Source organism: Microlunatus sp. GCM10028923, assembly GCF_042666975.1.
Classification (GTDB): Bacteria; Actinomycetota; Actinomycetes; order Propionibacteriales; family Propionibacteriaceae; genus Microlunatus.
This window is the reverse complement of record NZ_JBHTFF010000006.1, coordinates 112,118-131,601: the sequence shown is the minus strand read 5'-3', so window position 1 is coordinate 131,601 and position 19,484 is coordinate 112,118. Positions and strand designations below refer to the sequence as shown.

Genomic DNA, 19,484 nt, shown 5'->3' with positions numbered 1-19,484 from the left:
CGCCACCAGGGCCCGGAGTAGGTTAACCAGGAACGAACACCACGGGGAGGATCGGCTGAGGCGATGCGCACGGCGCGGCTGGTGGGACTGAGTCAGGATGGCCAGTCCCTCGTTGTTGCGACGGACGACGGAGAGGAGTACGCGCTTCCGGTCGACGAACGTTTGCGAGCGGTGTTGCGTGGTGATCGCCCCCGACTCGGACAACTGGAGATCGAGATGGAGAGCGTACTGAGCCCACGCGATATTCAGGCACGGATCCGGTCCGGGGCGACATTGGAGGAGGTCGCCCGGGTCTCCGGAATGCCCGCCGACCGGGTCGAGCGATTCGCCGGTCCGGTGCTGCTGGAGCGCGAGCACATGGCCGGCCAGGCCATGGCGTCGTCGGTCCGCAGACGCGGCGAGACCTCCGGCCACCGCAACCTCCGGCTGGCCGTGACGGAACGGCTGGCCGACCGCGGCATCGACCCCGACACGGTCGACTGGGACGCCCGCCGGCTGGACGACGGCCGCTGGGCGGTGACCGCCGAGTACAAGTCCGGCGAGTCCGCCCGCACCGCGGAGTTCCACTTCGATCCGCGCGGCCGCTACTCCCTGGCCGGCAACGACGAGGCCCGCTGGGTGCTCGGTGAGGCCACCCCGGCCAAGACCCCGCAGCCCGCCCGCCGGCGCCCGCAGCGCCCGGAACAGCACCTGCGCCCGGTGCGCAACGAGCCGGTCCGCGAAGAGCGCTTCGAGGATTACGACGAGGCGGCCGAGCCGACCCTCGACCTGAACGACGAGCTGGCCCTGGTCCGGGCGGTCCAGGTCGACGAGCCCCGTACCGAAGCGGACCGGGAGCCGGACGACGACGAGCCGGGTATCCCGGACGACCATCGGCCGGCCGCCTACGAGGAGGCCGACTACGAGAGTTCGGCGGCCGACGGCGGCATGACCACGCTGTACGGCATGCTCGGCGGCGACGGCTACGCCGAGGACTCGGTCGCCGTCTATCCCGGCCTGCGTGACCAGCCTTCCGAGCCGGTCGGCTGGGAGCCGGAGATCGTGGTCAACCACCCGCCCGAGCCGGAGCACCGGCCCGAACCGGAGCCGGAGTTGGAGCCCGAACTCGAGCTCGAGCCGGACCCGGAACCCGACGCGCTGATCCCGGCCCCGGAGCCGGAGCCGGAACCGGCCAAGCCGAAGCGGACCAAGAAGAAGCGGGCCTCGATCCCGAGCTGGGACGAGATCATGTTCGGCGGCCCGCCCCGCAAGGACTGAGCGCCCCGCTCACTGATCCGGCGCCGCGGCCTTCTTGATCCGCCGGCTGAAGCTCCACCAGCAGACGCCGTGGGCGATCACGCCCAGGCCGACGCCGATCCCGGACATCAGCAGCGCCTGACCGGGCACCTCGCCCGTCGCCGCCGCCCAGCTGGTGCCGTGCACCTCGACCCGGTCGCCCTCGCTGAACCGGCCGCCGCCCTCGATCTTGCCCTCGCCGCGTCCCGTGCCGAGCGGCCAGCTGCCGTAACAGGTGGTCTCGTAGCTCGTCGTGCCCTCGTTGTTCGTCGTCACGTTGACCTCGCAGCGCTCGACGGTCGCCGTGGTGGGACTGCCGAGCACGTACGCGAGCAGGCCGGGCAGCACCACGAGGCACCAGCCGACGAGCAGGCCGCCCCACACCACGAACGGCGTGATCCGCAGTGCCGTCCGGGCTGTTTCCGCATCCACGGCGGCGACTCTAGCGTCGTGTCGCCCAAGGAGGTCAGGGGCGCCCCGGTGCCCGGTAGCTCCAGCCCGCCGCGCGCCACCGGACCGGGTCCAGCACGTTGCGGCCGTCGATGACGCGGCGGTGCCGGACCAGCCCGGCCAGGTCGGCCGGCCCGAGCTCGCGGTACTCCCGCCACTCGGTGAGCAGCAGCACCGCGTCGGCGTCCTCGGCCGCCTCGGCCACGGTGTCGACGACGGTCAGGTCGGCGCTCCGCTTGCGCGCGTTGTCGGCCGCCTGCGGATCGGTGACCCGGACGTGCGCGCCGCGGCTCTGCAACTCCCGGGCCACGGCGAGCGCCGGCGAGTCCCGTACGTCGTCACTGTCCGGTTTGAACGAGGCCCCGAGCACGGCGATCCGCGCGCCGACCAGGTCGCCCGCGCAGGCGTCGGCGGTCAGCTCGACCAGCCGGTCCCGGCGGGCCAGGTTGATCCGGTCGACCCGGTCCAGCAGGTCGGCCACCCGGTGTACGCCCAGCTCGGCCGCCCGTGCCCCGAAGGCCCGGATGTCCTTCGGCAGGCAGCCGCCGCCGAAGCCGAGCCCGGCGTTGAGGAACTGGCGGCCGATCCGGGCGTCCCGGCCGATCGCGTCGGCGAGCACGGTGACGTCGGCACCGGCCGCCTCGCACATCTCGGCCATCGCGTTGATGAAGGAGATCTTGGTGGCCAGGAACGAGTTCGCGGCCACCTTGACCAGTTCGGCCGTGGCCAGGTCGGCGTTGATCACCGGGGTGCCGGCCGCGATCACCGGTGCGTAGACCTCGTTCAGGATCGCCACCGCGCGCTCGTCGCCGGGTGCGCTGCCGTAGACCAGCCGGTCCGGGCGGAGGGTGTCCGCCACCGCGTGCCCCTCCCGCAGGAACTCCGGGTTCCAGGCGACGGTCGCGGCGGAGCCGGCCGCCGCGAGCCGCTCGGCCACCCGCGCGGCGGTGCCCACCGGCACGGTCGACTTGCCGACCACGAGTTCCCCGCCGTTCAGGTACGGCAACAGCGCGCCGACGGCCGAGTCCAGGGCGGACAGGTCCGCTCCCGGCCGGTCCGGCAGTTGCGGCGTGCCGACGCAGACGAAGTGCACGGCCGCGCCGGCCGCCGCGGCCGGATCGCCGGTGAACCGGAGCCGGCCGGTGGCCAGCGTCGCCGCCAGCAGGGGCTCGAACTCCGGCTCGTAGAAGGACGGCCGGCCGGCGTCCAGGCGGGCGGCCAGCTCCCGGTCGGAGTCGATGCCGACGACCGTGTGTCCGAGGTGGGCGAGACAGGTGGCGTGGACTGCGCCGAGGTAGCCGCAGCCGATGACGGAGATCAACATGATCATGAGCCTGGTGGATCGAGTTGATCAATGCCACCTTGATGAAAGCATCCTCATCCACGGCTCATCACGGGTTAACGAACCATGATCAAAGTGTGAACGAGTCGAGCTGAGGAGTTGATCATGCGCCCGTTGCGCGTCGCGCTGTATTCCCATGACACGGTCGGGTTGGGCCACACCCGCCGCAACCTGACCATCGCGGCGGCGTTGTCCCGGCGGGACGCCGATCTGCTGATGATCACCGGTAATCCGGAGGCGACCAGGTTGCCGCTGCCGCGGCGGACGGACGTGATCACCATGCCGACGATCGGCAAGGACCCGGCCGGCGACTATCGGTCCCGGGTGCTCTCGCTGTCGTACCCGGAGGTGATCAATCTCCGCCGGGCCCTGCTCGGTTCGGTGCTCGGCGAGTTCCGGCCGGACCTGTTGATCGTCGACAAGGTGCCGCGCGGGGCCGGTGGCGAACTCGAGCCGGCGCTACGGCAGGTCGCCCGGGCCGGCGGCCGGGCCGTGCTCGGGCTGCGGGAGGTGCTGGACGACCCGGCCAGCACCGCCGCGCAGTGGCGGGCCGACCGGACGGCGCAGGCCATCGACGAGTTCTACGACGCGGTCTGGGTGTACGGCGACCCGCGGGTCTACGATCCGCGGACCGAGTACCGGCTGCCCGCCTCGGTGGCGGACAAGCTCGAGTTCACCGGCTACCTGAGCCGGGGCCGGACCAGCGGGCTGACCGGCGGCCGGGCGGGCGACCTCGATCCGGCCCGTCCTTACGTCGCCTGTCTGGTCGGCGGCGGTCAGGACGGTGACGCGCTGGCCCTGGCGTTCGCCGAGGCCGCCTTTCCCGAAGATCATCTCGGGGTGATCGTCTGCGGCCCGTACCTCGGGGCCGAGCAGCGGGCCCGGCTCCGGCAGCTCGCCGGCCAGCGCGGCGACCTGGTCCTGCTCGACGTGGTGCCGGGCGCCGACGCGCTGATCGACCGGGCCGCCGCCGTGGTCTCGATGGCCGGGTACAACACCGTCTGCGAGATCCTCGCCACCGCGACGCCCGCGCTGCTGGTGCCGCGGATCCGGCCCCGGGCCGAACAGCTGATCCGGGCCGAGCGGTTCGCCGGTCGCGGACTGGTCGACCTGCTGCCGCCGGACCGGCTCTCCCCCGCTCGGCTGGCCGACTGGCTCGCCTCGGCGGTCGCCGGTTCCGCCCAGGCCACCCTGCGGTCGTCCACCGCGGTCCGGCTGGACGGACTGGCCCGCATCCCCGAGCTCGCCGACGCGCTGCTGGGGGTGACCGAGGATGCGGCCTGACCCCAGCCCGGCGCCGCGGATCGGCTACGTCGTCAAGATGTACCCGCGGTTCTCCGAGACCTTCATCGTCACCGAACTGCTCGAACTGGAGCGGCTCCGGCTCGACCTCACCGTCTTCTCGTTGCGGCTGCCCAACGACGGACGGTTCCATCCCGCCCTGGCCGAGGTACGCGCTCCGGTGCACTACCTGCGCCACTCGGGAATCCGGGCCGACGACCTGTGGCAGACGGTCGCCGCCGGCGCCGGGCTGCCCGGCTTCACCGCGGCCCTGCCCGACCTGTTCCGGCTGGACGCGTCGGCCGCCCACCAGGCGGTCGAGCTCGCGGTCGCCGTACGGGAGCAGCGGATCACCCACCTGCACGCCCACTTCGCCTCGATCTCGGCCGCGGTGGCCCGGGTCGCGGCCAGGCTCGCCGGCATCGGCTACAGCCTGACCGCCCACGCCAAGGACATCTTCCACGCCGAGGTCGACCATGATCGACTTCGGGAACGGCTGGCCGACGCAACCCGGGTGATCACGGTGAGCGACTTCAACCATGATCATCTGCGGCGGACCTTCGGGGCGGCGGCCGACCGGGTGCAGCGGGTCTACAACGGGATCGACCTGCGCCGGTTCCGGTTCACCGACCCCGCCGAGCGGCCCGGCGACCCGCCGGTGATCGCTGCGGTCGGCCGGCTGGTGGAGAAGAAGGGTTTCGCCGACCTGATCGAGGCCGCCGCCCTGCTGCGCGACTCCGGCCACCGGTTCCGGGTTGATCTGGCCGGCACCGGGCCACTGGCGGCCGACCTGCAGGAGCGGATCGACCGGCACCGACTCGGCGACCGGGTCCGGCTGCTCGGCGCGCTGCCGCAGTCCGAGGTGGCCCGGCTGGTCGGCGGCGCCGCCGTGTTCGCCGCGCCCTGTGTGGTCGGCGCCGACGGCAACCGGGACGGGCTGCCGACGGTCGTCCTGGAGGCGATGGCGCTGGGCACGCCGGTGGTCGCCACCGACGTCACCGGGCTGCCCGAGATCGTCGAGGACGGCCGGACCGGACTGATGATCATGCAGCACGACCCGGCCGGCCTGGCCGCCGCGCTGGCCCGGCTGCTGGACCGGCCGGAGCTCGGCAGCGGGCTGGCCAAGGCGGCCCGGGACCTGATCGAGGTCGAGTTCGACGCCGCCCGCCAGGCCGCAAAGCTTGCCGCCGGCTTCCGTACCCAGGAGGGACGTTGATCATGAAGATCGCCTATGTCTGCACGGATCCCGGGATCGAGATCTTCGGCACCAAGGGTGCCGCGATCCACGTCCGCGCGGTGATCACCGAGTTGCTCCGGCGCGGGCACGACGTGCACGTGATCACGCCGCGACCCGGTGACCGGCCGACCCTGCCGGTGCCGGTGCACCGGCTGCCGGCGGTCCGCGGCGAGGCGCCGGCCGACCGGGAACGGTCCGCCCAGGCAAGCGACGCCGCCGTCGCTGCCGTGCTGGACATGCTTCGGCCCGACCTCGTCTACGAGCGGTACGCCCTCTGGGGCCGGACCGCGACCGGCTGGGCCGCGCGCCACGGCGTACCGAGCCTGCTCGAGGTGAACGCGCCGCTGACCACCGAGCAGGCAAAGTTCCGCAGCCTCGACGACGCCGCCGGCGCGGACCGGGTCGCGGCCGCCGCGATCGGCCGCGCGACCGCGGTCGTCTGCGTCAGCGCCGGCGTCGCCGACTGGGCGCGCACGCTGACCCGGCGACCGGCCCGGATCGCGGTGATCGGCAACGGGGTCGACCCGGGCCGGGTCACGCCGTCGGCGCGCCCGGTCGCCCCGGCCGACAGCGACGGCTTCACGGTCGGCTTCGTCGGCTCGCTGAAGGCCTGGCACGGCGTCGACACCCTGATCCGGGCGCTGTCCCGGCTGCGCGGCGACCGCCACCCGTGGCGCGGGCTGATCGTCGGCGATGGTCCGATGCGGGCCGACCTGGAACGGCTCGCGGCCGAGCTCGGCGTCGCCGACGCGGTCGAGTTCACCGGGGCCATGGGCGCCGACCGGGTCGTCGCCCAGCTGCACCGGATGGATGTCGCCTGCGCCCCGTACCCGGCGTTGGGGCGGTTCTACTTCTCGCCGCTGAAGGTGTACGAATACCTGGCCGCCGGGCTGCCGGTGATCGGCAGCGCGATCGGCGAGATCCCCGCCGTTCTCGATCATGGCCGGCTGGGCCGGCTGACCCCGCCCGGGGATCCGGCCGCGCTGGCCGACGCACTGGTGCTGCTCCGGCGTGATCATGGAGAACGACTCCGGCTGCGCGACGCCGGCCGCCGCGCCGCCGTCACCCGGCACAGCTGGGCCGGGGTGGTGGACCGCTCGCTCGCCCTGATCGACCGCCAGGCGGTCGCCTGATGGGCCGGACCGCGAAGCCCGGGCTGTCCGCGGCACTGCCCGGGCTGCGCCGCACCCTGCACCGGTTCCGGCACCAGGTCGCCGCCGAGCGGAAGTTGATCATGCTCGGCCTGCTGGCCCTGATCGCCGAGGTCGGGCTCCGGCTGCTGGAGCCCTGGCCGCTGGCGTACGTGATCGACGCGATCGTCGCCGCCACGGGAGCCGACCTGGCCACCCGCGGCGCGCCCGTCCCGGGTGTGCCCGGCGTCGCCGACCTGACCGTGCTGTTGATCTCCTGTGCCGCCGCCCTGGTGGGCGTGGTCGCGCTCCGGGCCGGCGCAGCGTACGCGATGACGGTCTGTTTCGCCCTGGCCGGCAACCGGGTGCTGACCCGGGTCCGGACCGAGCTGTACGCCCACCTGAACCGGCTGTCGCTGCGGTTCCACGAGTCGAGGCGGACCGGCGACCTGGTGACCCGGGTGACCGGCGACATCGGCCGGCTCCAGGAAGCCACCGTCACGGCCGCGATCCCGCTGGCCGGCAACGTGATCACGCTGGCCGGGATGTTCGTGGTGATCGTGATCATGGACTGGCAGCTGGCCCTGGCCGTTGCTGTCGTGTTCCCGCTGTTCCTGCTGATCGGCGGCCGGCTCACCCGCAAGATCAACGCGGTGTCCCGCGGCCAGCGGGAGGCCGAGGGTGCGCTCGCCTCGCTGGCCACCGAGTCGCTCGGTGCGATGCCGGTGGTGCAGAGCTATGCGCTGGAAACGCGGCTGGAGCAGCGGTTCGGCGGCAGCAACGAGCGGACCCTGACGGACGGGGTCCGGGCCAAGCGGCTGTCGGCCGGGCTGGAACGCAAGACCGACGTCCTGGTCGGGCTGGCCACCGGCGTCGTGCTGCTGCTCGGCGGCCACCGGGTGCTGGCCGGGGCGCTGACGCCGGGCGAGCTGACCGTGTTCCTCACCTATCTGAAGACGGCATTCCGACCGCTCCGTGACATCGCGAAGTACACCGGGCGGCTCGCGAAGGCCGCCGCGTCCGGCGAGCGGATCGTCGACCTGCTGGACACCCGCCCGGAGATCGTGGATGCGCCGTGGGCCCGGCCGGCGCCACGGTCCCGCGGCCTGATCGAGTTCCGCGACGTCGTGTTCGGCTACCGGCCCGGCCGGCCGGTGCTGAAGGGCCTGAACCTGATCATCCCGCCCGGCCGCCGGGTCGCCCTGGTCGGGCCGTCCGGTGCCGGCAAGTCGTCGATCGCCGGGCTGCTCAGCCGGTTGCGGGATCCCGAGGCCGGCCAGGTGCTGGTCGACGGCCGGGACCTGCGCGACCTGACCCTCGATTCGGTCCGGTCCCAGGTCGCGGTGGTGCTGCAGGAGAGCGTGCTGTTCGCCGACACGATCCGGGCCAACATCGCGTTCGGCGCGCCCGACGCGGGCGACGGCCGGCCGGTGAGTGAGGAGTGGATCCGGTGGGCCGCCCGGCTGGCCGGCGCCGACGAGTTCATCCGGGCGCTGCCGCAGGGCTACGACACCGTGATCGGCGAACGCGGCGCGACCCTGTCCGGCGGCCAGCGGCAGCGGATCGCGATCGCCCGGGCGGCGATCCGGAACGCGCCGATCGTGATCTTGGACGAGGCGATGACCGGGCTGGACCCGGGCACCGAGGCCGAGGTCGCGGCCGCGCTGCGAAGGCTCACCGAGGGCCGGACCACGCTGGTGATCACGCACGACCTCGACGCCGCCCGGGACGCCGACCTGGTGTTCTGGATCGACGACGGCCGCCTGGTCCGCGCCGGCACACCGGAAGCCGTCCTCGACCGCCCGGCCAACCCACGCGCCCTGAGCCTGCCGAAGGGCAGAGCCCGGTGATCATCGACCGACCCGACCCAACGCGCCCCGAGCCCGTCGAAAGGGCAAGCCTCATGATCACCGACCAACCCGACTCAACGCGCCCTGAGCCTGTCGAAGGGCAAGCCCGATGATCACCGACCGACCGGACCCAACGCGCCCTGAGCCTGTCGAAGGGCCAGGCCCGATGATCACCGACCCCGCCCTGCCCGGGCTCGCCACCCTGCTCGGGCTGCCCGGCCTGACCCAGCTGCGCTACAAGCCGGGCACCAGCTGCGTCGCCGCGATCACCCACCCGGACGGCGACGCCTTCGGGTACGTGGTGTCGGCGGCGGCCCGGCCCAAGCTCGACAAGCTGATCAGGAAGGCACCGCCGGGCACGATCATCGACCATGATCGGGACCGGAACCTGATCATCGCCCGGGCCGCGGCCGACCGGGATCTGCCGGCCCTCGCCGACCCGGCCGCCGCGACCGCGGCGCTGCTGCCCGGACCGGCGCCGGAGTTCCGTACCCTCGCCTACAAGCCGCAGCGCCGCTGGGTCGCCCTGGCCTCCCGCGGCAGCGGCGAGCCGGTGCTGGTCCGCGCCTACCGCCGGACCACGGTCGCCGACGCGCAGGACCGGCTCGCCTGGTTCGGCCGGCTCACCGGGACCCGGCGCTCGCTGGGCTGGGACGCCGAGCGGGCGGTGATCATCACCGGGTACGAGCCGGGCGTCAGCCTGGCCGACCTGATCGGGACCGGTGCCGCCACCGACGCGATGCTGACCGGCTGCGGCGTGGCCCTGGCCCGGCTCCATGATCAACCGCCGGTGCCCGGCCCGGCGGTCCGGCAGGCCGACCCGGCCGCCACCGTCGCCCTGATCCGGATCCTGCTACCCGGCCAGGCCGCCCGGGCTGAGGCGATCCTGGACCGGCTCCGGGCCAGCGCCCCGGCCGCGGTGCCGCCGGTCCCCTGCCACGGCGACTTCTCCGTCGACCAGGTGATCATCCCGCCGACCGGTGCGGCGCACCCGGAGCCGACCTTGATCGACTTCGACCGGTCCGGGCTGGGCGATCCGGCCGCCGACCTGGCCGGGCTCCAGGCCGCCGGGCTCGGGCCGGCCGCCGTCGACCGGGTACTGGCCGGCTACCGGACCGTCCGGCCGGTGCCGGCCGGGCTGGACTGGCACCGGGCCCGGGCCCTGCTGCTCCGGGCGGCCGAGCCGTTCCGTACCGCGCTGCCGGACTGGCCGGACCGGATCCCCGTACTGCTGGCCCGGATCGAGGAGACCCTCCCATGATCAACAACGTCCTGATCAACCCCGGCCTGGCGTCGCTCGCCGGCGACCTGGCCGAGCTGGGCCTGCGCCTGGTCCGGTCCTGGCCGCGCGGCGCCGACCGGCTGCTGCTGGACCTCGTCGACCATGATCATCGCCGGCTGGCCGGCCAGTGGCTGGCGACGCCGCGCCGGGCCGCCGGCATCGCCGCCGCGACCCCGGGGTCACGGGCGGTCGGCCCCTTCGTGCTGCAGCCCGCCGGCGCCGATCGCCGGCTGCCGGCCGTGGTCCGCCGCCTGCAGTGGCCGGGCGCGACCCTGCTCGGCCATCGGCCGGAGCGCCGCGCCGTGCTCCGCGAGGCCGACGGCAGCTTCACCAAGATCGTCCGCCCGGACCGCTGGCGGCGGCTGGTCGACACGACCCGGCTGGCCGAGTCGCTGCCGCTGGCCACCCCGGCCGTGCTCGGTGCCGACCGGGCCGAGGCGTCGGTGACCACGGCGGCACTGCCCGGCCGCGCCCTCACCGAGCTGCTGAACGATCCCGCGGCCGCCGAGGCCTGCCGGGCCACCGGCCGTACCCTCGCCGCCCTGCACCGGCTCGACCCTGCGACGACGACGGCCGGCCGGGCCGCTCCGGCGGCCCACGACCTGTCCGCGGAACGGGCGGTCACCGCGCACTGGCAGCGGCTCGCCGACGACTACGCGGCGCCGCGACCGGACTGGCGACCGCGCCGGCTGCCCCGCGGCACCCTCGCCGAGCCGACGACCCGGCTCGCGCTGATCCACCGGGACCTGCACGACGGCCAGATCCTGATCAACGATCACGGCGAGGCCGGCTTGATCGACTTCGACCTGATCGCCGTCGGCGACCCGGCCCTCGACCTGGCCAACCTGATCGCGCATCTCGAGCTCCGCGCGGACCAGGGCGTGATCATCGATCCCGAGCCGCTGATCGAGGCGGTCCTGAACGGGTACCGGCCGAGCCCGGCGCTCCGGACCCGGCTGCCGGGCTACCTCGCGCTGGCCCGGGACCGGCTCGACGCGGTCTACGCGTTCCGCCCGTCAGGAGTGTCGAGCCTCGTTCCCTGAGCTTGTCGAAGCATGTCCTGAGCCTGTCGAAGGGGGCAAGCCACGATCCGGCCTGGCACTTCGACAAGCTCAGTGCACGGACTGGCGCGCTAGGCGGGCTCGGTGAGCGTCTCCCGGGCCACGGCCCGGGTCATCCGGCGCCGGTGATGGGACCGGCAGAGCGTCTCGTACCCGACGTTCTCCGAGGGTTCCTGCTCGGTGTCACCGACGACGACCTGGGCGCCCTCGGTGATCATCCGGCCGTCCACGGTACGGGCGTTGTGGGTGGCCCGGGCGCCGCACCAGCAGAGCGGCTGCACCTGGAGCAGTTCGATCCGGTCGCACAGCTCGACCAGCCGCTGTGAGCCGGGGAACAGGGTGGTCCGGAAGTCGGTGAGGATCCCGAACGCGTACACGTCGATCTGGAGTTCGTCGGTGATCCGGGCCAGATCGTCGATCTGCTCGGTCAGGTAGAACTGCGTCTCGTCGCAGATCAGGTAGTCGATCCGGCTGCCCTGGGTCAGCTGCTCGACCACGTACCGCCAGAAACTGAAGTCCTCGACCACCTCGATCGCGGGCCGTTCCAGGCCCAGCCGCGACGAGATCGTCGCCTCCCCCGCCCGGTCCTGACTGGTGAACAGCCGGCCGGCACGGCCACCGGTCGAGTGGGTGTGATCAAACTGGAGCGCAAGGGTCGACTTCCCGCAATCCATCGGCCCGGTGAAGTACACGAACTCGGCCACCGACGCAGTGTGCCAAACATCGACCGCTCCGCTGGACAGGTCGCGCGGCGAGTTGAGAATTTCCTGAACGGAGGGCGTGTGTCCTTGCGCGGAGCGGAGCGGGGGTCCAAGGGGGTCGTCCCCCTTGCTTAATAGAGTGGCGTCGTGCCCGCAGAAGTCCAACACTTGCCCTCGGAAAGCCTGCCAAGCTTGTCCGCCCGGTTCGCGACCGTCAAGCCGTCCGTCGTACGGGAGCTGCTCGCGCTCACCCAGCGGCCCGGCGTCATCTCCTTCGCCGGCGGGCTGCCCGCGCCGGAGTTCTTCGACCTCGACGGCGCGCTGGCCGCGGTCCAGGAGGCGCTCGGCTCCCCCGCCGCGCTGCAGTACTCGCCGTCCGAGGGCAACGCCGAGCTGCGGGCCCGGATCGCCGAGCGGTACGGGGCGCTGGGCCTGACCACCGATCCCGAGCAGATCGTGATCACCACCGGCTCGCAGCAGGGCATCAGCCTGCTCGCCTCCACCCTGGTCGACCCGGGCGACGTGGTGCTGGTCGAGCGGCCCAGCTATCTCGCGGCACTGCAGTGCTTCAGCCTGGCCGGGGCCCGGCTGGTCGGCGTGCCCGGCGCCGGCGACGAGGTCGACCTGGACGCGCTGGCCGAGCTGGCCGCCGAGCACCGGCCGAAGGCGTTCTACACGGTGCCGAACTTCCACAACCCGACCGGACGGACGCTGACCCCGGACAACCGGGCCGGGATCGTCGCCGTCGCCGAGCGGTACGGGTTCCGGGTGATCGAGGACGACCCGTACCGGGAACTGAGCTTCGGCGACCCGGCGCCCGCGTCGCTGGCGATCGGTGCCGAGCCCGGCCGGGTGGTCAGCACCGGCAGCTTCTCCAAGATCCTGGCCCCCGGGCTGCGGCTCGGCTGGGTCCGGACCGACCCGTCGATCAAGTCGGCGGTGGTGATCGCCAAGCAGGCGGCCGACCTGCACACCTCGACGCTGGACCAGGCCGCCGCCGCCCGCTATCTGGCCTCCGGCCGGCTCGATGCCGCCGTCGAGCGGTCCCGCGCCGGCTATGCCGAACGGCGTGACGCGATGCTCGCCGGGCTGGCCGCGGCCCTGCCCGAGGGCAGCAGCTGGAACCGGCCCGCCGGCGGCATGTTCGTCTGGGCCACCCTGCCCGAGACGTACGACACGGCCGCCCTGCTCGGTGCCGCGATCGACCGCGACGTGGCCTTCGTCCCGGGCGCACCGTTCTTCACCGAGCCGGCCCCGGCCAACACGATGCGGCTGTCCTTCGTCACGTACCCGCCGGAACAGATCGCCGAGGGCCTCCGCCGCCTCGCCGCAGTCTTCGCCTAGGCACACCGCCCTTTCGAACAGGCTCAGCGCACGACGGCTCCGTCGCCGAAGGCCCACCGGACCATCAGCGGGAACTCGGTCCGCCAGAAGTCGCCGCCGTGCTCGCCAGGACGTTCCTGCATGATCACGTCCGCCCCGGCGACCCGGAGCGCGTCGGCCCAGCGGGTCGCGTTCTCCAGGAACCAGGGCTCCTCCGTCCCGCCGAGCAGGTACGTCCTCGGATAGCTGCTCGGCAGGTCGGCGGGCGGATGGATCCCGCCCGGCGAGGCGCAGAAGACGGCGCCGTAGACGTCCGGGTGTCGCAGCCCCAGGACCAGCGCCAGCTCCCCGCTCGCCGAGGCCCCGCAGACGGCGGTCCGCTCGGCCGGCAGGTCGAGCTCGAAGCGCGTCCGTACCCAGGCCCGGACCTCCTCGACGAAGAACCGTTCGTGCGCGGCGAAGATCTCCTCGTCGAACTGGGGCGAATACTCCTTGATCCGGGCCATCTCGTCCGGGTCGTCGGTCCGGTGCACGCCGACCACCATCGTCGGCGGCACGTCGGCCGCCTCCAGGTCCGGGCCCCACTGCGAGATCCCCTGGCCGTCGCCCGCGTACACAATCGCCTCGGGCGGCCGCCGCGGCACATAGACGGTGACCTGCCGGCCGCCGTCGTAGCCGAAGTCCTCGGTGACGAACTCACCGGCTGCGTTCATGATCATGCTCCTCTGCTGCTCAGTGGCGGCGCGCGCCGCGGCGGTAGGGCGTGAAGGTGGCCGGCTCCTCGTTGCCGACCCAGTCGCCGTCGCCGAGCCGGCGCAGGCTGCTCTCCAGGTCGAAGGTGAGCCAGCCGGACAGCTGCGGGTGGGTCGGATGCTGCCAGAGTCCGTACGGTCCGCGCAGTGATTCGAGGTGGCCGACCAGCGCCCGGACCCGCCGGTCCGCCGCCGAGACGCCGCAGCGCGACGCGAGGTCGAGCAGGAAGGCGAGGTCGAAGGTCGCGTAGAAGGTGACCTGCCCCAGGGCCCGTTCCAGCCCGACCAGCCGCGCCACCTCCCAGCCGAGGGTGGCGTCGTCGCGGGTCTCCCGGGCCAGCAGGTGGTCGACGCCGATCCGGGCCTCGTCGGAGCGGCGCCGTTCCGGGTGCAGCGCCAGGCAGGCGACGGCCCCGGTGGTCGCCGACCGGCAGCCGAGCCCGCGGGTCAGCCGGCGGTACTCCATCTCCGGCGTGACCGCCCGGTTCCCCTTGCCGAGGTCGCCCTTCGGACCGGCCGGCCAGGAGCCGTCCGGCAGCCGGACCCCTAGCAGCCAGGCGTAGGCCCGTTCGGCGCGCGGGTCGGTGGCGTACCCGGCGGCGGCGAGCCCGCGCAACGGCAGCACGGTCTGCATCGTGACGAAGCGCGGGCCGTCGTCGCCGGGCGGCGCGTCCGACCAGGAGCCGTCGCCGCGTTGCCGGGCGAAGATCATGTCGGCTCCGTCGGCCAGCGCCGGTCCGCGATAGCCCAGGTACGCCAGCCGGCAGAGCAGGTAGCCGGCCTTCCGGACGTCCGCCCCGGCCGCCTCCAGCCCGGTGATCAAGTCGCCGATCTCCTCGCCGTGATCACGTTCGGCGCGCCACGCCGCGACCTCGGCGTCGTCCTCGTCGGCGCCGTCCAGCTCGACCGCCGTACGCCAACGCAGCGCCGGGGACGGGTCGCCGAGCAGCAACGCGTTCATGATCATCTGAGCACCTCCGCGAGGTAGGGCGCGGTCGGGGTCCCGGCGGTGGCCAGGCGTTCCGGCGGGCCCTCGAAGATGATCATGCCGCCATCCGGCCCGGCGCCCGGTCCGAGTTCGATCAACCAGTCGCAGGCGGCCAGCAGCAGTGGATCGTGCTCGACGACGAGCACGCTGTTCCCGGCGTCGACGATCGTGTCGAGGGCCCGGACCAGGGCGGCGACGTCGGTGGCCTGCAGCCCGACGGTCGGTTCGTCGAGCAGGTAGAGGGTGCCCGTCTTGGCCGGCCGGGCGAGTTCCTTGGCCAGCTTCAGCCGCTGCGCCTCGCCGCCGGACAGGCTCCAGCCCGGCTGCCGTACGACGAGATAGCCCAGGCCGAGCTCCAGCGCCGCGCCACCGGCCCGGCCCACGGCGGGCAGATCGCCCCACTCCTCGACCAGTTCGGCCAGGGTCAGGGCCTCGAACTCCGCGAGGGTACGTCCTCGTTCGACTAGCGCGGCGATCTCGCGGCGGTAGCCGGAGCCGGCGCAGGCGTCGCAACGCTGGGTCACGGACGGCAGGAAGGCCAGGCCCTCCGTCCACACGCCGCGCCCCTTGCAGGCGTCGCAGCCGTACTTGAGGTCCTTGGCCCTGAGCCCGTCCTCGACGGCCGCTTCGCTTGCGGCGAAGGCCTTCCGGACCGCTCCGACGAGGCCGAGGAACATCCCCGGCGAGGCGATTTCGGCGTGCGACTGGTCGGCGACCACGGTCCGCGGCGGCGGGTCGGCGATGGTGTCGTGCGCACCGGGCTGGACCCGGATCACGCCCCGGCCCGGCACCCCGGTCTTCGGCCGGTCCAGGCCGAGCGCGATCGTGTCGACGACGAGCGAGGACTTGCCCGAGCCGGACACTCCGCAGACGCCGACCAGGACGCCGAGCGGAACGTCGACGTCCAGGGCGCGCAGGTTGTTCTCGCGGGCACCGGTGACCCGCATCCGGCCGGCCGGCTCGCGCCGCCGGTCGCGGCCCGGGATGGTGAACCGGCCGTCGAGCACCGGCCGGGTGACCGATTCGTCGCTGTCGAGGTCGACGATCCGGCCGCCCGCCCGGCCCGGCCCCGGCCCGACCTCGACGATCTCGTCGGCCGCCCGGATCATCGCCGGGTCGTGCTCGACGGCGATCACGGTGTTGCCGGCGTCCCGCAGTTCGGCGAGCGAGCGCACCACCGCACCCACCTCCGAGGGGTGCAGCCCGCGGGACGGCTCGTCGAGCAGCACGGTCATGCCGACCAGCCCGGCGCCGAGGACCGCCGCCAGCTTGATCCGCTGCGCCTCCCCGGCCGACAGCGTCCAGGCCGCCCGATCCAGCTGCAAGTAGCCGAGCCCGACCGCGCGCAGGAACCGGAGCCGGTGCAGCGCCACGGACCGGGCCTCCGCCGCCGGCCGGTCGTCCGGCTCGTCCAGCGAGTCGAGCAGTTCGGCGAGCTCGCCGATCGATGCCGAGAACAGGTCGTGCCGGTCGCGGCCGGCCAACCGCAGCGTCAGGTACGGGGCGCGCAGCCGTCGGCCGTCGCACTCGGGACAAGGGCTGGCCGTGGTCTCCGCGCCGCCGAGGTCGCTCTGGGCCCAGTGGTTCATCCCGATCCAGGCGTCCAGCGAGAACTCGCTGGTGGACGACGGTTCGCCGAACAGGAAGGCCTGCCGGGTCTCCTCGCGCAACGCCGACCACGGCGTGGTCTCGAGGTCGAACCCGTGCCGGTCGGCGAACGCTCGCAACGAGGCGTTGCCGCCGGTGCTCGGCTTGCAGAAGTAGCTGAACAGGGCCAGCGAGGCCGATGTCATCGCCGACGGTCCGCCGCTGGTGCCGCGGAAGCAGCCGGCGCAGATGCCTTCGTCCGGCCGGACCACCCAGCGGTCGAAGTGGAATCGCCGGATCACGCCGCGCCCCAGGCAGTGCGGACAGAGCGTGGCCGGTGACCCGACCAGGTGCCGCGGTTCGATCGGCACGGCGTCGGCACCGCAGTCGCGGCAGGTCCAGGCGGCGCCGGCGGCCGGCGAGGTACGGCCGACGTCGGTGCCGCCGCAGTCGAGGCAGGTCCGCTCCCCGCTGCGGGCGAGCAGCACGGCGATCAGTCGGTCCAGGTCGCCGGCCTGCGCGACCGTGCCGCGGGCGGCGTCGCGTCCGTCGGTCGACCACCAGGGCGCATTCGTCCCGCCGGCGTCGATGATCATGGTCGGGCCGAGCCCGGTGAGCGAGTCGACCGGCGCCTCCGGCCCCTCGCGGACGGACTGGCGTTCGTAGACCGACAGGCATTCGAGCAGCCGCCGGTTGGCCTCGGCCGCGACGACGTCGCGGACCAGCGACGTCTTGCCCGACCCCGAAACGCCCGTCACCACGGTGTAGCGCCCCTTGGCGAAGTCGACGTCGACGCCCTGCAGGTTGTGCGACCGGGCGCCGCGGATCCGGAGCAGGTCGCTCGACCGCCGGCCCGATCGCGGCGCGGCCCGTGGTCGGGGTCGGGGCCGCCGTTCGGGTTCGGGCGGGCCGCAGTGCTGCAGCCGGCCGCCGTCCGGCCCGCCGCCCGGGCCGAGCTCGATCCGCCAGTCGGCGGCGTTGATCACGTCGGGCTGATGCTCGACGACCACGACCGTGCAGCCCCGGTCGGTCAGCCGGTGCAGTACGGCGAGCAGCCGGTCCAGGTCCGCCGGGTGCAGGCCGGTCGTCGGCTCGTCGAGCAGCACCAGGTCGCCGGCCTTGGCCTTGGTCAGTTCACGCGCCAGCCGGACCCGCTGCGCCTCGCCGCCGGACAGGCTCGGCGACGGCTGGCCGAGGGTGACGTAGCCGAGGCCGACCTCGATCAGGGTGTCCAGCACCCGGGCGACCGCCGGGTGCTCGGCGAATACGGCCCGGGCGTCGTCGACGCTCGCCGCCAGCACGTCGGCGATCGACAGCCCGGACCAGGTCGCCGCCAGCACCTCCGGCCGGAACCGCAGGCCCTCGCACTCCTCGCAGGGCACCCAGACCGGCGCGACGTCGCGCAGGCTGAGTTCGACGGCGCCCATCCCCTCGCAGGCCGGGCAGGCGCCCTCGGACCGATTGAAGGTGAACTCTGTCGCCGACCGGCCGGTCCCGGCCGCGAACACGTCCCGGATCCGGTCGAACACCTTCGTGTACGTGGCCGGGTTCGACCGCGGATTGTTGCCCAGCGGCGCCTGGTCGACGGCGAGCGACCGGATCACCGGCGCCTCGAAGGTCCCGCACCCGACCGGGCCGCCCTCGCGCAGCGACGCGAGCAGCACCTCGCGGGCCAGGGTCGTCTTGCCGGCCCCGGACGGTCCGGTGATCACCGTGAGTGCGCCGACCGGAAGTTCGCAGTCGACGTCGCGGAGATTGTGTACGTGAGCGCCGCCGATCCGGATCCGGGCGTCGGGCACCGGCCGGCGACGCTGCGCGGGCCGGCGGGTCCGGGCGGAGAAGCCGACCCCGGAGGCGGTGTCGGCCCGCCACAGTTCGGCCGGCGGACCCTGGAACACCAGCCGGCCGCCGGCCGCGCCGCCGGCCGGTCCGATCTCGACGACGTCGTCGGCCAGCGCGATCGCCGCCGGGTCGTGCTCGACCATCAGCACCGGCCCGGGCAGCTCGACGATGGCGTCGAGCAGCCGCCGCAGGTCGCTGTGGTGCAGGCCGATGGTCGGCTCGTCGAGCACGTGCAGCAGGTCCTCGAGGCGACCCGAGAGGACGACGGCGAGCCGGGTGCGCTGCGCCTCGCCGCGGGACAGCGTCGGCATCGGGCGGTCCAGCGCGAGGTGGCCGAGGCCCAGCGTGACCAGTGGACGCAGCCGGCGCAGCAGCTCGTCCCGGATCCGCCGGGACCGCGGCGTGGCCGGGAATCGCTCCACGAACTCCAGGACGTCGGTCACCGGCCGGTTGATCAACTCCGGCAGCGTCAGGCCGGCGATCCGGTGCGACGAGGTGTCCGTACCGTCGCCGAACGCCGCCGGTCCGAGCGGCCGAACCCAGGCCCCGCAGCCCGGGCAGACCGGGGCCCGCAGAATGGGGGTGCCGCCGAGCCGGACCTCGGGCCGGCCCAGCCCATCGGCCTGCTCCAGCGCGGCCCGGACCTCCGCGACCGCCATCCCCCGCCGCAGGGTCGTCACCCGGACCGCCACGTCGTGCGGTGCCGCCGGGTCGAGCCGGGCCCGGCTCGTCTTAGGCCACGGCCGGCCGTCGACCGTGATCACGTCGAACCGGTCCCGGAGCCCCGCGAGCAGCCGGGCGTGGCTGCCGGTCAGGCCCCGGACCACCGCGACCTCGACGTCCAGCCCGTCGGTCTCCTCGAGCAGGTCGAGCGCCACGGCGAGCCGCTCCTCATCCGACACCGCCCGCACCGCCAGCCCGCACCGCGGACAGCCGACCTCGGCGAACCGCGCGTACAGGATCCGCAGGAACGGATGCAGCCCGACCGACGACGCCACGGTCGAAGAAGGGTTGCGATTGAGGACGTTCTGGGCGACCGCCACCGCCGGCCCGAGCCCGTCGATGCTCCGAACCCGTGCGGCCGGCACCCGCACCCGGTTCGCCCCGAGCGCCAGCGACTCGACGAACCGGCGCCGCGCCTCGGCGTAGACGACATCGAACGCCAGCGACGACTTCCCCGACCCGGAGACCCCGACGACCGCGGTCAGCCCGGGCCCGAACGTCACCTCGAGGTCACGCAGATTGTGCTCCGCCGCACCGCGCACCTCGAGGACGCGCCCCCTCGGGCGCGTCATCCGGTCCCTCGCGGCCGGTCGCGATCCATCCGCACATCCTGGCAGCAACCGCCGACACCGCTCGCGGGACAGACCTGCGCCTCCGTCC

At 73.7% G+C, this 19,484-nt stretch carries 14 protein-coding genes; 8 read left to right on the top strand and 6 right to left on the bottom strand.

Going from position 1 to position 19,484, the window contains the following annotated elements:
• Window positions 1-63 precede the first annotated feature (63 nt).
• A complete protein-coding gene (gene sepH / locus ACFQU4_RS16220; protein ID WP_377493647.1) occupies window positions 64-1,257 on the top strand; it encodes a septation protein SepH in 1,194 nt (397 codons plus the stop codon).
• A gap of 9 nt (window positions 1,258-1,266) precedes the next feature.
• On the opposite strand, the gene ACFQU4_RS16215 is transcribed toward sepH, so the two are convergent.
• Window positions 1,267-1,707: a hypothetical protein gene (locus ACFQU4_RS16215; RefSeq protein WP_377493645.1), complete on the bottom strand. Its 441-nt coding sequence runs from the start codon at window positions 1,705-1,707 to the stop codon at window positions 1,267-1,269.
• A 34-nt stretch (window positions 1,708-1,741) separates the two neighbouring features.
• Window positions 1,742-3,049, bottom strand: a complete 1,308-nt coding sequence (locus tag ACFQU4_RS16210; RefSeq protein ID WP_377493642.1) for a UDP-glucose dehydrogenase family protein — start codon at window positions 3,047-3,049, stop codon at window positions 1,742-1,744.
• A 123-nt stretch (window positions 3,050-3,172) separates the two neighbouring features.
• Between ACFQU4_RS16210 and ACFQU4_RS16205 the strand changes: the two genes are divergently transcribed.
• The 6 genes from ACFQU4_RS16205 to ACFQU4_RS16180 all read left to right on the top strand — a co-directional run bounded on the left by ACFQU4_RS16205 (window position 3,173) and on the right by ACFQU4_RS16180 (window position 10,890).
• Window positions 3,173-4,351 carry a glycosyltransferase family protein gene (locus ACFQU4_RS16205; RefSeq protein WP_377493640.1) on the top strand — a complete coding sequence of 393 codons (1,179 nt, stop codon included), beginning with the start codon at window positions 3,173-3,175 and terminating at the stop codon, window positions 4,349-4,351.
• Window positions 4,341-5,564 carry a glycosyltransferase family 4 protein gene (locus ACFQU4_RS16200; RefSeq protein ID WP_377493638.1) on the top strand — a complete coding sequence of 408 codons (1,224 nt, stop codon included), beginning with the start codon at window positions 4,341-4,343 and terminating at the stop codon, window positions 5,562-5,564. The genes ACFQU4_RS16205 and ACFQU4_RS16200 overlap by 11 nt, the downstream gene beginning before the upstream one ends.
• A gap of 2 nt (window positions 5,565-5,566) precedes the next feature.
• Window positions 5,567-6,718 (top strand): glycosyltransferase family 4 protein, encoded by a 1,152-nt coding sequence (locus tag ACFQU4_RS16195; RefSeq protein ID WP_377494245.1) that lies wholly within the window; start codon window positions 5,567-5,569, stop codon window positions 6,716-6,718.
• Window positions 6,718-8,565, top strand: a complete 1,848-nt coding sequence (locus ACFQU4_RS16190; RefSeq protein WP_377493636.1) for an ABC transporter ATP-binding protein — start codon at window positions 6,718-6,720, stop codon at window positions 8,563-8,565. The genes ACFQU4_RS16195 and ACFQU4_RS16190 overlap by 1 nt, the downstream gene beginning before the upstream one ends.
• Window positions 8,566-8,731: 166 nt before the next feature.
• Window positions 8,732-9,826, top strand: coding sequence for a phosphotransferase family protein (locus tag ACFQU4_RS16185; protein WP_377493633.1), 1,095 nt, complete (start codon window positions 8,732-8,734; stop codon window positions 9,824-9,826).
• The gene (locus ACFQU4_RS16180; RefSeq protein ID WP_377493631.1) at window positions 9,823-10,890 is read left to right on the top strand and encodes a phosphotransferase family protein; all 1,068 of its coding nucleotides are present in this window, start codon (window positions 9,823-9,825) and stop codon (window positions 10,888-10,890) included. The genes ACFQU4_RS16185 and ACFQU4_RS16180 overlap by 4 nt, the downstream gene beginning before the upstream one ends.
• 89 nt (window positions 10,891-10,979) lie before the next feature.
• On the opposite strand, the gene ACFQU4_RS16175 is transcribed toward ACFQU4_RS16180, so the two are convergent.
• The gene (locus ACFQU4_RS16175) at window positions 10,980-11,612 is read right to left on the bottom strand and encodes a thymidine kinase (protein ID WP_377493629.1); all 633 of its coding nucleotides are present in this window, start codon (window positions 11,610-11,612) and stop codon (window positions 10,980-10,982) included.
• A gap of 189 nt (window positions 11,613-11,801) precedes the next feature.
• Between ACFQU4_RS16175 and ACFQU4_RS16170 the strand changes: the two genes are divergently transcribed.
• On the top strand, window positions 11,802-12,953 hold the full coding sequence (locus tag ACFQU4_RS16170) for a PLP-dependent aminotransferase family protein (RefSeq protein ID WP_377493627.1): 1,152 nt from the start codon (window positions 11,802-11,804) through the stop codon (window positions 12,951-12,953).
• Between the two features lie 23 nt (window positions 12,954-12,976).
• Here the strand turns inward: ACFQU4_RS16170 and ACFQU4_RS16165 are convergent, their stop codons facing one another.
• Genes ACFQU4_RS16165 through ACFQU4_RS16155 form a run of 3 tightly spaced genes read right to left on the bottom strand, consistent with a single transcriptional unit; the run spans window position 12,977 to window position 19,396 of the window.
• On the bottom strand, window positions 12,977-13,651 hold the full coding sequence (locus tag ACFQU4_RS16165; RefSeq protein ID WP_377493625.1) for an alpha/beta hydrolase: 675 nt from the start codon (window positions 13,649-13,651) through the stop codon (window positions 12,977-12,979).
• Between the two features lie 13 nt (window positions 13,652-13,664).
• Window positions 13,665-14,651 carry a hypothetical protein gene (locus ACFQU4_RS16160; protein WP_377493623.1) on the bottom strand — a complete coding sequence of 329 codons (987 nt, stop codon included), beginning with the start codon at window positions 14,649-14,651 and terminating at the stop codon, window positions 13,665-13,667.
• Window positions 14,648-19,396, bottom strand: a complete 4,749-nt coding sequence (locus ACFQU4_RS16155; RefSeq protein ID WP_377493621.1) for a hypothetical protein — start codon at window positions 19,394-19,396, stop codon at window positions 14,648-14,650. The genes ACFQU4_RS16160 and ACFQU4_RS16155 overlap by 4 nt, the downstream gene beginning before the upstream one ends.
• Between the last annotated feature and the right edge of the window lie 88 nt (window positions 19,397-19,484).